We start from the raw sequence: 13,987 nt of genomic DNA on the forward strand, positions 1-13,987 counted from the left end.
GTCGCCGAATAGGGCAACCCACCGACATAGATCTTCGAACCCATCGGGGTTCCTCCTTTAAAATAATGACATTGTCTTGAACACGAGGAACGGGGAAGGAGCGGGCCGAAGACGCGATCGATGCAGCGACTTAGGTCTGACTTCCGACAAGATTCCCGGACAAGGCAACATCGGCATTGTGGGTCTCCTCTGATGAACACTCGGTATCGCCGAGACCCAGGGCGACATGAGCCTGTGTAACCCTAGCACAGGACCACTTGGATTACAACATCACTCCCCGACTCGAACCAAGAGCCCGTGCTCCTTACAATAGGCGATCGTCCTATAGAACCATGCAACGACGACCACAAGGAACGCCCCGTTCAGACACACGGCCCAGGCAAGATTCCCAAGGGGCGAGGCCCCTCCACTCAAGACGGTCCGCATGCCCTCAAAGATATGTGCCGCTGGATTTGCCCATGCAATCATCTGCAGCCATGTGGGCAAGACCTCCAGTGGATAGAAGACACAGGAGATCGGCTGAAAGAGAAACACCATGCTCCAAGCAAGTACTTCGGCTTCTTGTCCGAATCTCATAATCAGTGAGGTCGTCAACACGCCGATAATCCAACCGGTAATGACCAAATTGAGCACGAACGGCATGAGCCATATTCCGACAATCAGGATGTTGTACGAATAAAAAAGAAGAGCACTACCCGCCATGACAATCGACACGACCGTCACTTTCATTATGCTCATGGCCATCGTGGCGGTCAGAAACTCGCTCGGTTTCAGCGGGCTGGCAAACAGGTTCATCAAGTTACGCGCCCAGAGCTCTTCGAGAAAGGCAATCGTGATCCCCTGTTGCGATCGGAACAACATGTCCCAGAGAATCAATGCGCCCAAAAAAAAGGTCACGAATCCTGGAACCTGGCTTTGGTATCGAGCGAGGTAGAGCGTGATAAACCCCCAGATCACGAGATCCAGAAAGGGCCAGTAGAAGATTTCCATAATGCGGGGCAAACTACGTCGATAGAGATAGAGATGCCGGACGAGCAATGCCGTGACGCGGTACAGTTTCATTGGCACGTCTTCTGGTCATGTCCATCGTGACAGCCACCGCATCCCTGATGCATACCGAGAAGGTTCTCCCTGAGATGCCGGACTCCCGCAGCCAGGTGTGTCCCTGCCCGTTGACCGTCTGGCATCCGCCGCAGCCCAAGGCCAGCCAGCACCGTTGGCATCCCCAGGAGCCCCATTACGAACACGGACGTTATGCGCTCAAAGCCACCCATCCACCACACAAGAGCAATCACCAAGACAAGCGGCACACATCCTCCCACCACACTCATGAACACCACGCGCCAACCACACGTGCCGCGGCTCAGCCCAACCAGGCTGATCGCCAACCAAAAGACCCCCCAGGCCGCGCTGAGTACCAGCCCTCCGGTCATGAATCCGGCAACACTATTGACTACTATATCTGTCATGATGCCTGCCGCTGCTCCCGTGCAAACTTCAAGAAGACCTCCTCCAAATCCGCTTTCCCGAATCGATCGATAATTTCCCGTGCCGTTCCCTCTGCCACAATGCGTCCACGCTGAAGAAAAATAATGCGATCCGACATTTCTTCCATCTCACGCATGTTATGAGACGTATAGAGGATGCTCAGTCCGGATGCTCGCCGTTCTTCTTTCAGCAACAACCTGATCTTCTCCGCAATATCGGGATCCAAACTCGCCGTCGGCTCGTCAAGAAACAGAATGCGCGGTTCTGTCAGGAACGCCTTTGCCAATGTCAGTCTCGTCATCTGCCCTGACGACAGCTTGCGGGTAATCTTGCTGCGAAACTCTTCCATCTCCAGTTTTTTGATGATGTCGTTCACGCGCCGCGCTCTATCTGAAATCCCGTAGAGACGCGCAACAACGCTTAAATTCTCTTCTACCGTGAGCGCCTGAGGCATAGAGATGTAGGTGGACGAGAAGTTGACCTGCTGCAGAATCTCTTCGCGATGAGTCGAGAGATCCAGCCCGAACATGTGGATGGAACCAGCCGTCGGGGTCACGAGTCCCAAGAGCATCTGAATGGTGGTGGTCTTCCCGGCTCCGTTCGGGCCCAAGAGTCCGAGAATTTCCCCCTGTCTGATCTCAAAAGAAACCTCATTGACCGCCACAAAGTCGCCGAACCGCTTGGTCAGAGTTGACGCTTTCAGTACTGGGATAGCCATCACGTGGGTGGATTCAGTCGATCAATTGAACAACAAGGTGCCGGTGATCTTCTCCGGGATATGACAGGTCTCGCATTTTCGGTCCAACACGTTCCCGCCATACTGCGCCTTCCCATCATGGCAGCGGAAACAGTCACTGAGTGCCCTCTCGCGAAGATAGGAGCCCTCCGGATGAGTCGGGTGCCACGGCTGGCTGTCGGCCGAGACATGTCCGCGTGGAATGACAATGGGATACCCCTTGATGGGGGCATCGTGCACAACCCCAGAATGACAGGTCGTACAACCTTCATCCTGTCCACGGACGCTGAACGCCTCCATATGTTGGCGATGCTTCATGACCAACCCCACCTCATTCACTGGTGATGGAAGATCCCGCGGCGCCGTCTCGGACACACGCAGGATATGACGGTGGCAACTGAGACAGACTCCGGAATCCACCTTGGCCTTGAGATTGTGCGCGTCGGTCGGCGTTCCAAAGACGTAGATGGCTGTATCTCTGACTCCCGCCACGACCTTATCGGACAACCAGCCTTGCACACCAGGCCTCACATGACAGGCAACACAGGTAACGTCTTTATGAGAAGACTTGGCCCAGCTCTCATACGCAGGGGCAATCGTGTGGCATCCTGCGCAGAACGTCGGGTGATCAGTAAGCGGTATCGCGGTTCCAACCAGAGCCATCGCTCCGATGACGAGGATCAACAGCAGCGTGGCCTTAGGCTTCCAGCTCATGCTCCCGTCGTCTACGGGGGAAATGTTTGATCAAAATGGCGGCGACCCCAGCCACATCGTCCAGATGAAGCACCGGCACAGGCAGGGTAATCGGCTTGTCGGAGACCACCGCCAGAAGACCGTCAGGAGAGTATGAAATTTCACCGAGCTGATCACGAACGATGATGATCTTCGGGTACCCTTCGCTTTTCCACCCTTCGGCGATAATGAGGTCGTAGGACGCATCCACGAAACGATCTCGTACTTCCTCCACCTTCAGCTGTTCAGACACATCGGCAAACAAGGCAAGGCTCCCCTTCGAGACCACCACGACACTACTGGCGCCGGCACGTTTATGACGCCAACTATCCTTTCCTTCCGTATCAAGATCAAACCCGTGGCCGGCATGCTTCACCGTCGCCACCCGGTACCCGGCCTTGACCAACTCGGGGATGAGGCGTTCGATCAAGGTCGTTTTGCCGCTGTTCGACCGACCGATAAACGAAACAATTGGAATGGACATGTGTGACCGTTATGTGCGGTTAATCTAGCAGCAGGAGAGCCGATGGGCCTCGGTATGCCCATGCTCGGTTTTCGCAGGCCATGCCTCACCGCTCAATAACTGAACCGACACCTCGTCGCCAGGATTGAGCCGCTCAACGTCCACCGGCACATCGATGAGACAATTCGCCTTGACCATAGAGGTGAGCATACCGGACCCCTGGGCTCCAGTCGTTCGAACCTTGAACACACCGTCTTCGCTCGTGAGTATGCCGCGCAGGAAATGCCGACGATCGCCACGCTTGGAAAATCGTTCCTGGAATTTGGCTTGAACCACCGGACGCCCATAGCTCCGACACCCGCTCATTTTGAGTAACGCGGGTCTCACCAACTGCTCGAAGGTCACCATTGAGGAAACTGGGTTGCCTGGGAGACCGAATGCGAGCTTGCCCTGGATCTTCCCGAAGGCCAGCGGCTGCCCAGGCCGGATGGCGAGTTTCCAGAAATTCATCTCGGCGCCGAGCTCACGGAACACCGCTTTGGTGAAATCATAGTCCCCCATCGAGACGCCGCCTGACAACACCAGAATATCCGCATTCAGCCCCTGAGAAATTTTTTCTTTGAGCGCCGCCGGTGTATCGCGAGCGATGCCGAGTAAGAACGGAATGCCTCCCGCTTCCTGCACAGCCGCAGCGATCCCATAGCTGTTCGAGTTGATGATCTTCTCCTCGCTGAACCGCTCATCCAAGTCAGCCAGCTCATCACCGGTCGATAGAATCGCCACCCGTGGCCGCTGGTGGACAAACACAAACGACTTGGCAAGGATCGCCAACATCCCGACCTCGCCAGGACGAATTCTGGTGCCTTTGGCGATGATGCAGTCCCCTTTCTTCACGTCTTCTCCCTGCGGCCTAATGTTAGCCCCCTTGGGCTCCGCCAGAAACACGCGGACCAAATCAGGCGCCTGTTCCGTATCCTCGACTTTTATGACCGTATCCGCCCCTCGGGGGATCGGGGCCCCGGTCATGATCCGGATGGCCTGACCAGGACCGACGGCTTTTGAAGGCATGGTCCCGGCAGGAACATCCTCAATGACCGAGAGCGTGACTGGTTTCTGAATGGCGTGCTCCTGCTTGATATCTTCCCATCTGACGGCAAACCCATCCATGGCTGAGTTATCCCACGGCGGATTATCGCGCTCAGCGACAATGTCTTCACCGAGGACACGGCCCAAGGCGTCTAGAATCGAGACTTTTTCAAGACCCAACGACGGCGCAGCATCGAGCACCACCTTTTGCGCATCGTAGAGTTGGGTCAATCCGGTCATCGGATCCGCAGCGTTCACTAATGATCTCCCTTCAGCAATCCTGTCGTCGTCCGCCCCACTTTCAGCAACGAGGCACTCTTTTTACAGAAGGCTTCAACCTGATTGGCGATCTGGTGGTACGCTTCTGCCGTCGGCGAGTCAGAGTTGAACAGGGCAAAGGGTTCACCCGCATCTGACTGTGTCACCACATCGGGATCGAGTGGAATCCGTCCCAAAAATGGGACGCCCATATCAAGCGCGGACGCTTCCCCACCACCCTTTCTGAAGACATCAATCTGAGCATGACAATGTGGACACTCGAGCCCACTCATGTTTTCCACGATCCCGACGATCGGCACCTCGCTATCCTTACAAAACGTCACCGACTTTCGGGAATCAAGCAGCGCCACTTCCTGTGGCGTCGTGACAATCACGGCGCCGCTCACCGAGCCGAGCAGATCAATGGTCGTGACCGACTCGTTTCCGGTTCCCGGCGGGAGATCGATCAGGAGAAAGTTCAAATCCTGCCAATCGACCCCTCCGAGCAGCTGATTGATGAATTCGTACTTGTAGGCATCGCGCCAGATAATTGGGTCATCCGAGTTCTGCAACAGAAACGACATCGAGGCGATCTTCAAATTGTAGGCTTGAAAGGGAATAATCCCCCCGGACGTGCTGACCTTGAGCTTCTGACCTTCCGCACCAACCATTTTCGGAATGTTCGGACCATGAATATCCATATCACAGATTCCGACATGCCATCCCTTGAGCGCGAGGCTCACCGCAATGTTGGTCGTGCAGGTGCTTTTCCCCACACCGCCCTTATTGCTCATGATGAGCACTTTGTGCTCGATGCGCTCCATCCGCTTGGCGACCAGCCATCGGCTATGTCCTTCTTTATCCTTCTGGCATCGCTCGTTTTCGTCGCAGATAGCACAGGCCCACATATACGTACAAGCATCGCTATTCCCGCTTCCGGTATTGATAACATTGAGTTCACGTGCCATAGGATTTCTTTTCTGCGACCATTGCTGTCGCTCGCCCTCGTCGTTAGTGGTGTCGCCCTCCGGGAACGCCGACATAATCATCACCCGAAGATTTCGGCATCGACATGCCCGAAGTAGTTCCCCCGGCCCCTACCCCGGCCATGGCGACTGTCGGAACACCTGCCTGCTGATTTTCAGCAGCTGCCTTCTTGCCAAATACCTTCGCGCCGAAGATGCCGACCCAGTAAAGAAGAAACATGGGGCCAGCCATCAACATCTGATTAAAGGGGTCCGGCGTAGGCGTCAGAATCGCGGCGATGATAAACGATCCTAACAACGCCCACTTCCAATACTGAATCAGGAACGGCGCATCGACCCAGCCCAACTTGGCCATGAGAGTGATGGCCAGCGGCACTTCAAAAATTAGTCCAAAGACCGTCAAGAACCACAGGGCAAACCCGACATACTGGGCGATCGAGATTTGCGGCACGAATCCCGCGTTCACTCCGTACGAAATCAAAAAATTCAAGGCGAAGGGAAGAATGAAAAAAAACGAGAACCCGACCCCGGCGTAGAAGGCCAACGCGCTCACACAGACAAACGGCCCGACAAACCGTCGCTCCTGAGCATGCAGTCCCGGAACGACGAACCGCCAGATCTCATACAGGAGATACGGCATGGCAAGCACAATAGCAAACAGCCCCGCGACCTTGACGTTCTGCCAGAGGGCCTCCGCCGGCGCAAGAAAGACAAACGGCACCGTTGGCAAATCGGTCGGTTCCCAAGTTAATTGGCTCGGCACGAACATGTTCTGGAGCGGAACCCGCAGCCATTTGACCAGCGCATCGGCATAAAAAAACGTCCCCATGAACACGACCGCCAGGGCGATCACCGCACGGGTGAGCCGGACCTGGAACTCCACGAGGTGTTCCATAACCGGCATCTTCTTGTCTTCCAGCGGCTTGAAGACTGAATCTTGCAGCCACTGGCTCAGCTTATTCAGCACAGAGCCTCGTACATTTTTGAATCTGTCGATCCGCCAATCTTGATGATCAAGCCTCTGGCAATCACCAGATCGACGGATCAACAAATACCCCTGTGCGTCTTACTTCGGATTCACCGCCACAAACAGGCTGTTCCCTTGCCGATTGACCAACAGCACGGCAAGTTCGTCTTTCTTGATATTTTCTGCGACCTTTTGATAATCGCCCAACGTCTTGATGGGCTCATGATTGACTTCTTGAATCACATCACCACGCTGGAGCCCGGCTGCCTCTCCCGGCCCACCCGGTTCCACGGAGGTGATCACGACTCCGGCCGTTTTCGCGGAAATATTCAACTGACTCATCAACGCATTATCCAACGTTTGGACACGCAACGACGCGAGTACATTGTCCGGAAGCTTCATCGTGTCGCCCGCATCCTTCGGCGGAGACGGCTCTTTCTTGGCCAGCAGTTCATCCGATGGGCGTTCGGCAACCTTCACCGCGATCAGTTGCTCCTTGCCTTCGCGCAACACCTTGACCTGCGCGTCTTTTCCGACCATCGTTCGCGCGACAAGATTGCGCAGCTGGCTGACACTCTGCACTTCCTTGCCATTAAAGGCCACGACGACATCGCCTCGCTTGACTCCTGCGGCATGGGATGGGCCATTCTCATTGACATCGCTGATCAAGACCCCCTTCCGCTGCTCCGGGAGTTTGAACGATTTCGCCAAGGCCGGCGTAATTTCTTGGATCGCAACACCCATCCATCCTCGTACGACCTTGCCTGTTTTCTGCAGACTGTCCACGATATCGAGCGCGATGCTGCTGGGAATCGCAAACCCGATCCCTTCCGACCCGCCGGTGCGCGAGAAAATCGCGGTGTTGATCCCGATCAGATCTCCATTCATGTTGACGAGCGCTCCACCCGAATTCCCAGGATTGATGGCCGCGTCGGTCTGAATGAAATCTTCATAGTCCGCAATGCCGACATTGCCACGCCCAAGGGCGCTGATGATGCCGAGCGTGACGGTCGAGCTCAGGCCAAACGGACTTCCCACCGCCAGCACCAGATCACCGACTTGTAACTTTTCATACTCCGCCCATTTCATCGACGGCAGATCCTTGGCCTCAATCTTGATGACCGCCAAATCCGTCTTTGGATCGGTGCCCACCACCTTTGCCGAAAACTCGCGCCGATCGCTAAGGGTCACCGTAATCTGCGTGGCTCCTTCAACGACGTGATTATTGGTCACGATGAACCCGTTGGCATCAAAGATGACTCCGGATCCAGCACTCTGATCCGGGCGGCCATGCGGCGCGGGTGGACCATGCGGGCCTGGCGGGGGGGTTGGCAATTCTCCACCTCCCGGCTCATCACCAGGAGGAGGCGTGCCGAACGGATTAGGCGGCATTCCTCCGCGTCTCCGGCTTCCCTCTCCTCCACCCGTCACCGCGATATTTACGACAGCCGGAGTGGTCTTTTTCACGATCTCCGAAAAGCCTTGAGCCCATGCCGGAGGGACGCCAGCAGCTGAGACAGGTGACACGCATCCGCTTCCGACAAGAGCACACAGGGCCAAGCCACCACCAAGAAGCACGTTTGTCGTTTGCTGAGTCCAATTGACCATATCTGAATTCCTCCAGGATGTGACTCTCATCGAGAGTGCTATTGGGAACGAGCATCTCCACACATCGAACACTTCATCTTACACTACTCTTTCAACGGGCTTCAAAGAGGAAAAGTCCTTTTATTACGGGCAAAGTCTGTCATGAGAGAAATCTAATCAAAGAAGTTCCCACCTCCTCAAAGACTTCCATTCTGCTCATAGCAAGTCAGACAGCCAGACGGTTGCCTTTCATCTGATGTTTCCAGTACGGTGGCGGACGACCGCAGCGAAATGGTCGCCATAGGTCATGCGGTGATTCCGACAGAACGACTCAATCATATCAGGCTTGTCACAGGGACGTGGATTCTATGCGTGCTGCTCCTTGCCGCGTGTGTCAAACCTCTTGAATTTCCCCCACTAGGGGACCCGTTGCCCGTCAGCGCCAAGCTGGACATTGCCACACCGATCAAAGACCTGACGATTCGCTACAGCGATTCCTGCGGACAGCTCCAGGAAATTCCGCTGGGCGATCGACTCCAGGAGGCCGTACGGGAAGGCCTTCGGCGAACGTTCAACACGACGGTTGACGGCGGCGCCGGCGATACCGCCCCACCTGATTATGTCATTCACGTTGATCTCGTCGATTCATCGTTCGACCTCAACAAGGAGGCCTTGTACGATCGGGCCCCTGCCGTCTTACACCTCAACGCCATCGCTCGCATCCACGATCGAAAGGGAGCGTTGCTCCGTCAGACGGACATCAAAATTGACCGCCAGGAACGGCTGCGACTTGAACAGCTCTCCAAGAACTGCAACTATCTGATCGACCCCTTCATCCGCGATACCGTCATCGATTTTGCGACACGTGTCTCGCTCGATGCCAGACAAGCCGTGACCGGCCAGGAAACCGCCTCCTCGACCGAGTTGAGTCCGATACCGGGGGGAAGCGTGGGCGCATCCTCGGCGTCACCATCACAGGCTCTTCGATTTAAGGCCATGCTGCTCGACGAGAACAGTAATCTGATTCTTGAAGGAGGCGAGCATGTGCGGGTGCGTGTGGATATTATCAATGCGGGAACGAGAGTGATTGAGAGCGCCTCTGCTTCGCTCACCGGAACCCCGGTTGTCATCGAGCAATTCCCCGCCACGACACTGCCGATCCCGCCGCTCCAACCGGGCCAAACAAAATCGCTCGAGTTCATCGCGACCCTCCCCCCGACCAAGCAGGCACAACAGGCCGCGATCCATGTCACCGTCGCCGAATCGGGAGGAGCCGAGGCGCCGTCCCAAACCCTGTCGTTGACCATTCAGCCAGCCGGAATCGGCAACGACGGCGTCAACCAAATTCCCGCACCGGCGCCGGGCTTTCACCAGCCTCAGACCTACCTCGTCTCGATCGGGGTCGGCGCCTATCGCGATCCCAAGCTCACGCCCCGCCGCTACGCCGCGACAGATGCGGAGACCGTCGCCGCTTATTTTCAGTCGGTCGGTGGCGTCCCCCCGTCCAACCTCCGGCTGTTGCACAACCAGAAGGCACTCCGCGCCGATATCCACGAAGCACTGTACGGCTGGCTCCCACAACATGCGGCCAAGGATGCCGTCGTGATCGTCTATTTTTCGGGACAGGCGATGGTCACGCCGTCCGGCGACATCTTGCTGACCCTGTATGACGGAAAGGCTGGGGACTCGACGCGACTTTACCCACTCACTGATCTGGAGTCCGCCTTCGCCAGACTCAAGGCCAAACAGATCATTTTCCTGTTTGACGGCATGGTCTCCAGACTGCGCGGCGATACCAAGGGGAAGCCCGCATCACCCCGCTGGGAACTTGGTGGAGGACATACGGTCGGACTGATCGGAGGCGAAGACATGACGAAGGGGCTGGAAGACGACCAACACCACCATGGCCTCTTCACCTACTACCTCTTGAAAGGGCTCCGAGGAGAGGCCGACACCAACCGCAACGGAACTGTCACATTCGGAGAACTCGCCGGCTACGTGCGTCAGAAAGTCGCCTGGGCGGCAAAGACTCAATTCAATCAAGAGCAACGGCCCCTGCTGCTTCCCCCGCTCAAACCAGACGACCCAGCTGCCTCACTCGTCCTGACCACACTTCCTTCGCTCACCTCTTCAGAAGCGCCCTAACCCGCACAATCCCAGACGATTCCTCTGATACGTAGCTCAACCAACAGCGCTGCTCGCCGCCCGTATGAGTACGCGAGTCTTTTTGCAGCATGCTAAGGCACGGAAATGCGATCAGCTTGACTGACAGTGGCTTGGGCGCGAGGATCGGTGCCGCCGAGTTCCAAATACCGGCGAAAGGCCTCCACCGACTGAGCCTGATCATTGAGATGATCGGCATACAGTGCCCCCAATGCGAAGTACACATCCCGATAGGTGTTGTTCACAACCAAAGCTTGTCGGAGAGCCGCTTCAGCTTCCGCAAACTCGCCGCGTTTTTCGTGAATCAATCCCAGCGTATAAAACGAATCGGGGTTTCCCGGCGCATACTTTACTGCAAGGAGGCCGGTCGCCAAGGCCTCGTCGAGATTCGGCACCACTTCCAATCGAACATAACTCTTCAGCACGTACGCATTCCCATAGGTCGGATCGTAACTGATCGCGCGATCCAGTTGTTCTAAGGCTTCTTCTCCTGATTTCCCTTCCTGCAACAGCGCGAGGGCTCGTTCGTAGTGAGCCTTCGCCTCCCGTTGCCGCTCAGAAGGAGTCCGAGGACCGGCACCAAGCATAAACGCCGACCTCCGTCCTTCGACCAACGCCGTGTCTCCATCCCCCTCGATGCGGAGACTAGATGGACGTTGCGTACCATTGGAGGCCTCCTCAACCTGTCGCACCACATAGGTCCCCAACTCAGAAGCCATGAGCCAGCCGTTTCCGTCCAGATCGGCAGTACCAGACAGTCCGATCAATAGTGTCTGCACAAAACGACTACTTTTCTCAGCGCGAACAGCGGTCTCTCCTTTACCTGCTGCGCTGATGACTTGGACCGCACGCCGATCCGTATCCGATTCTGGAGCCACACGCCCTTCCAATGACAGTCCCGATGGCTTAGTTGTTTCCCATCCGAATACCGGCGCATCGAGAATGAGGAGCGTGTGTTTGGAAGCCGACCGCCTCGTAAATTCTTTTAAGTGCTCAACCGTGATCGACTTCGTGGCATTGTTGACCGGCGCATCAAACGGCACGAGATACCCTCGATCGTACCCATCAGGATCCTGCATAGACCCAGCATGGCCCGTAAAGAACACAACGAGCCGATCCATGCGCCCAACTTTTCTCGGCAACAGGTCGTTGAACAACTGCTGCAGGCGTCGCGAGCTTGCATCCTTGTCGTAGAACTCGACCACCTCGTCGAACCCTAACCGCCGAAACGCCTCAGCCACCTTCTTGGCATCACTGATCGCTCCCGGGACAGGAGGAGCCAAAACGTAGTTCTCGATCCCAATAATGATCGCCCACGACTTGTAGTACAGGCCTTCCGGCTTGCCCGATTGAGCCTCAGCCGTCGACAGGGCGACGACTAAAAACAGCCCAAACACATGAACGCCCCGTACGAGCAGCCTCAAGAGCCCACGCAACAAGTACTTCTTCCTATAATGCTGTTCGCTGGTCATCGAGTCAGCCTATCTCCGGCCTAGACAGGTGTCAAGAAACAGAATCGAGAGAAGCCTCTAGCAGGCTACGGAGCAACTGTATGGTTGCAGGCATCCCCGACTTTCTCCATAATTGCGCAGCCGATGATGGACCGTGCTGAGGAAGGAGACGCGACCGCCATGAGCGAAAAGATTGAGACCCTGTTGAAGGAAAGTCGGACGTACCAGCCGACCGCTAAGACGATAGCCGAAGCCTATATCAAAGACTACGAGACCGAGTACAAACAATCCATCGCCGATCCTGAAGCGTTTTGGAACCGTGAAGCCAAGGAGCTGGAATGGTTTTCTCCTTGGGGCAAGGTCCTGGAGTGGAACTATCCATGGGCGAAATGGTTTGTCGGCGCACGATGCAACATCGCCTACAACTGTTTGGACCGCCACATGAAGACCTGGCGCAAGAACAAAGTGGCCCTGATCTGGGTGGGAGAAAACGATCAGGAACGCATCTTCACCTATGCTGAGCTGTACCGACAAGTGAACCGCTGCGCCAACGCCCTCAAAAAGCTTGGCATCGAGCAAGGCGATCGTGTCACCATCTATTTACCGAAGATCCCCGAACAAGTCATCGCCATGCTGGCCTGCGCCAGAATCGGCGCGATCCACAGCGTCGTCTATTCAGGGTTCAGCGCCCCTGCCCTCGCCAACCGTATCAACGATGCCGAGGCCAAGCTGGTAATCACCGCAGATGTCGGGTTCGACCGCGGCAAGACCATCCAATTAAAGCCAGTGGTGGACGAGGCCATCAAAACCTGCCCGACGATCGACCATGTGGTGGTCGTACGCCGCGAGGTCCAGGGTCCAGCTCTTTCCGCCCCAAAGGAAATTGACTGGAAAGAGTGGCTTGAATGTGAGCGACCAGTTTGTGAAGCAGCACAGCTGGATGCCGAAGCCCCGCTCTATATCCTCTACACGTCCGGGACAACCGGGAAACCCAAGGGGGTCGTCCATGTCCATGGAGGGTACATGGTCGGCACCTATACCACGACGAAGTATGTGTTCGACCTGAAAGATGATGACGTGTACTTCTGCGTGGCTGATCCAGGGTGGGTCACAGGCCACAGCTATATCGTCTATGGTCCACTGCTCAATGGCGCAACCATTCTGACTGCGGAAGGGAAACCAGATTATCCCAATCCTGGGCGCTGGTGGGATCTCATCGAGCGGTATGGGGTCTCGATTTTCTATACGACGCCGACCGCGATCCGCCTGCTCATGCGCTACGGCGAAGATTGGCCGAAGAAATTTGATCTCTCGACGCTCCGTATCCTCGGGAGTGTTGGAGAACCGATCAATCCAGAAGCCTGGGAATGGTATCACCGCGTGACGGGCGGGGACAAACCGATCATGGACACCTGGTGGCAGACAGAAACGGGATCGATCTTGATTACCCCACTTCCCACCGTGCCGCTGAAACCAGGCTCGGCCACGCGCCCATTTTTTGGCATTGAAGCCGATGTCGTCGATCGCGAGGGCAACAGCCTCCCCGCCAACGCCGGTGGCTTCGCCGTCATCAAGAAACCCTGGCCCTCCATGATGCGCACGATCTACAAAGATCCTGAGCGGTACAAGACCTATTGGAATACGATTCCCAACTGCTATACCGCCGGTGACATCTGCCACAAAGACGCAGATGGGTATATGTGGTTCATGGGTCGAGCAGATGACGTCATCAAGGTAGCGGGCAATCGGCTTGGAACCGCCGAAGTGGAAAGCGCGTTGGTCAGCCACCCTGCCGTTGCGGAGGCTGCCGTCATCGGCAAACCCCATAAGACGGTCGGTGAATCCATTAAGGCCTTTATCATTTTGAAGCAGGGAGAAGAGGAAAGTCCGGCACTGATCAAATCGATCAAAGATCAGGTCTTGAAAGAGCTGGGGAAAATCGGCGTGCCATCGGAAATTGACATTGTGTCGTCGCTACCAAAAACTCGCTCCGGAAAAATCATGCGCCGTGTGCTGAAAGCGAAAGAACTCGGACAAGACCCAGGGGATATTTCAACCATCGAGGAGTGA

Annotated in this window: 13 protein-coding genes (1 of these 13 cut by a window edge); 2 read left to right on the top strand and 11 right to left on the bottom strand. The window is 56.0% G+C overall.

Annotated features, from left to right (window positions below; translation table 11 throughout):
* The 10 genes from E8D52_17670 to E8D52_17715 form a co-directional block, all read right to left on the bottom strand.
* A protein-coding gene (locus E8D52_17670) for an RNA-binding protein (GenBank protein ID TKB66193.1) crosses the window boundary here: on the bottom strand, positions 1–44 show its 5' end (the start). It extends 307 nt beyond the left edge of the window; only the first 44 of its 351 coding nucleotides appear in the window; the start codon lies at positions 42–44; the stop codon falls past the left edge of the window.
* A gap of 226 nt (positions 45–270) precedes the next feature.
* On the bottom strand, positions 271–1,062 hold the full coding sequence (locus E8D52_17675) for an ABC transporter permease (GenBank protein ID TKB66194.1): 792 nt from the start codon (positions 1,060–1,062) through the stop codon (positions 271–273).
* Positions 1,059–1,469, bottom strand: coding sequence for a hypothetical protein (locus E8D52_17680; protein ID TKB66195.1), 411 nt, complete (start codon positions 1,467–1,469; stop codon positions 1,059–1,061). The genes E8D52_17675 and E8D52_17680 overlap by 4 nt, the downstream gene beginning before the upstream one ends.
* Positions 1,466–2,206 (bottom strand): ABC transporter ATP-binding protein, encoded by a 741-nt coding sequence (locus E8D52_17685; protein ID TKB66390.1) that lies wholly within the window; start codon positions 2,204–2,206, stop codon positions 1,466–1,468. The genes E8D52_17680 and E8D52_17685 overlap by 4 nt, the downstream gene beginning before the upstream one ends.
* Before the next feature lie 21 nt (positions 2,207–2,227).
* Positions 2,228–2,938: a cytochrome C gene (locus E8D52_17690; GenBank protein TKB66196.1), complete on the bottom strand. Its 711-nt coding sequence runs from the start codon at positions 2,936–2,938 to the stop codon at positions 2,228–2,230.
* On the bottom strand, positions 2,922–3,440 hold the full coding sequence (gene mobB, locus E8D52_17695) for a molybdopterin-guanine dinucleotide biosynthesis protein B (protein TKB66197.1): 519 nt from the start codon (positions 3,438–3,440) through the stop codon (positions 2,922–2,924). The genes E8D52_17690 and mobB overlap by 17 nt, the downstream gene beginning before the upstream one ends.
* A 24-nt stretch (positions 3,441–3,464) precedes the next feature.
* Positions 3,465–4,745, bottom strand: a complete 1,281-nt coding sequence (locus E8D52_17700; GenBank protein TKB66391.1) for a molybdopterin molybdotransferase MoeA — start codon at positions 4,743–4,745, stop codon at positions 3,465–3,467.
* Between the two features lie 17 nt (positions 4,746–4,762).
* Complete coding sequence (locus E8D52_17705; GenBank protein TKB66392.1) at positions 4,763–5,671, bottom strand: Mrp/NBP35 family ATP-binding protein; 909 nt, start codon at positions 5,669–5,671, stop codon at positions 4,763–4,765.
* A gap of 103 nt (positions 5,672–5,774) precedes the next feature.
* Positions 5,775–6,653, bottom strand: coding sequence for a twin-arginine translocase subunit TatC (gene tatC, locus E8D52_17710; protein TKB66393.1), 879 nt, complete (start codon positions 6,651–6,653; stop codon positions 5,775–5,777).
* Positions 6,654–6,815: 162 nt separating this feature from the next.
* Entirely contained in the window at positions 6,816–8,324 is a 1,509-nt protein-coding gene (locus E8D52_17715) for a Do family serine endopeptidase (protein TKB66198.1), read from the bottom strand.
* A gap of 270 nt (positions 8,325–8,594) precedes the next feature.
* Between E8D52_17715 and E8D52_17720 the strand changes: the two genes are divergently transcribed.
* Positions 8,595–10,448, top strand: coding sequence for a hypothetical protein (locus tag E8D52_17720; protein TKB66199.1), 1,854 nt, complete (start codon positions 8,595–8,597; stop codon positions 10,446–10,448).
* Between the two features lie 92 nt (positions 10,449–10,540).
* Here the strand turns inward: E8D52_17720 and E8D52_17725 are convergent, their stop codons facing one another.
* Entirely contained in the window at positions 10,541–11,938 is a 1,398-nt protein-coding gene (locus E8D52_17725) for a hypothetical protein (protein ID TKB66200.1), read from the bottom strand.
* A gap of 159 nt (positions 11,939–12,097) precedes the next feature.
* Here E8D52_17725 and acs point away from each other — a divergent pair, with 159 nt between their 5' ends.
* Positions 12,098–13,987, top strand: a complete 1,890-nt coding sequence (acs, locus tag E8D52_17730) for an acetate--CoA ligase (GenBank protein ID TKB66201.1) — start codon at positions 12,098–12,100, stop codon at positions 13,985–13,987.

It is taken from the genome of Nitrospira sp. (assembly GCA_005116745.1).
In the GTDB taxonomy this organism is placed as follows: domain Bacteria; phylum Nitrospirota; class Nitrospiria; order Nitrospirales; family Nitrospiraceae; genus Nitrospira_D.

What these genes read in the sequence shown, in the direction of transcription:
- E8D52_17715 (TKB66198.1), bottom strand. Translation starts at nt 8,324, where the DNA reads ATGGTCAATTGGACTCAGCAAACGACAAACGTGCTTCTTGGTGGTGGC.
- E8D52_17690 (TKB66196.1), bottom strand. Translation starts at nt 2,938, where the DNA reads ATGAGCTGGAAGCCTAAGGCCACGCTGCTGTTGATCCTCGTCATCGGA.
- E8D52_17685 (TKB66390.1), bottom strand. Translation starts at nt 2,206, where the DNA reads ATGGCTATCCCAGTACTGAAAGCGTCAACTCTGACCAAGCGGTTCGGC.
- E8D52_17700 (TKB66391.1), bottom strand. Translation starts at nt 4,745, where the DNA reads ATGACCGGATTGACCCAACTCTACGATGCGCAAAAGGTGGTGCTCGAT.
- acs (TKB66201.1), top strand. Translation starts at nt 12,098, where the DNA reads ATGAGCGAAAAGATTGAGACCCTGTTGAAGGAAAGTCGGACGTACCAG.
- E8D52_17675 (TKB66194.1), bottom strand. Translation starts at nt 1,062, where the DNA reads ATGAAACTGTACCGCGTCACGGCATTGCTCGTCCGGCATCTCTATCTC.
- E8D52_17680 (TKB66195.1), bottom strand. Translation starts at nt 1,469, where the DNA reads ATGACAGATATAGTAGTCAATAGTGTTGCCGGATTCATGACCGGAGGG.
- tatC (TKB66393.1), bottom strand. Translation starts at nt 6,653, where the DNA reads ATGCCGGTTATGGAACACCTCGTGGAGTTCCAGGTCCGGCTCACCCGT.
- E8D52_17720 (TKB66199.1), top strand. Translation starts at nt 8,595, where the DNA reads ATGGTCGCCATAGGTCATGCGGTGATTCCGACAGAACGACTCAATCAT.
- mobB (TKB66197.1), bottom strand. Translation starts at nt 3,440, where the DNA reads ATGTCCATTCCAATTGTTTCGTTTATCGGTCGGTCGAACAGCGGCAAA.
- E8D52_17705 (TKB66392.1), bottom strand. Translation starts at nt 5,671, where the DNA reads ATGTGGGCCTGTGCTATCTGCGACGAAAACGAGCGATGCCAGAAGGAT.
- E8D52_17725 (TKB66200.1), bottom strand. Translation starts at nt 11,938, where the DNA reads ATGACCAGCGAACAGCATTATAGGAAGAAGTACTTGTTGCGTGGGCTC.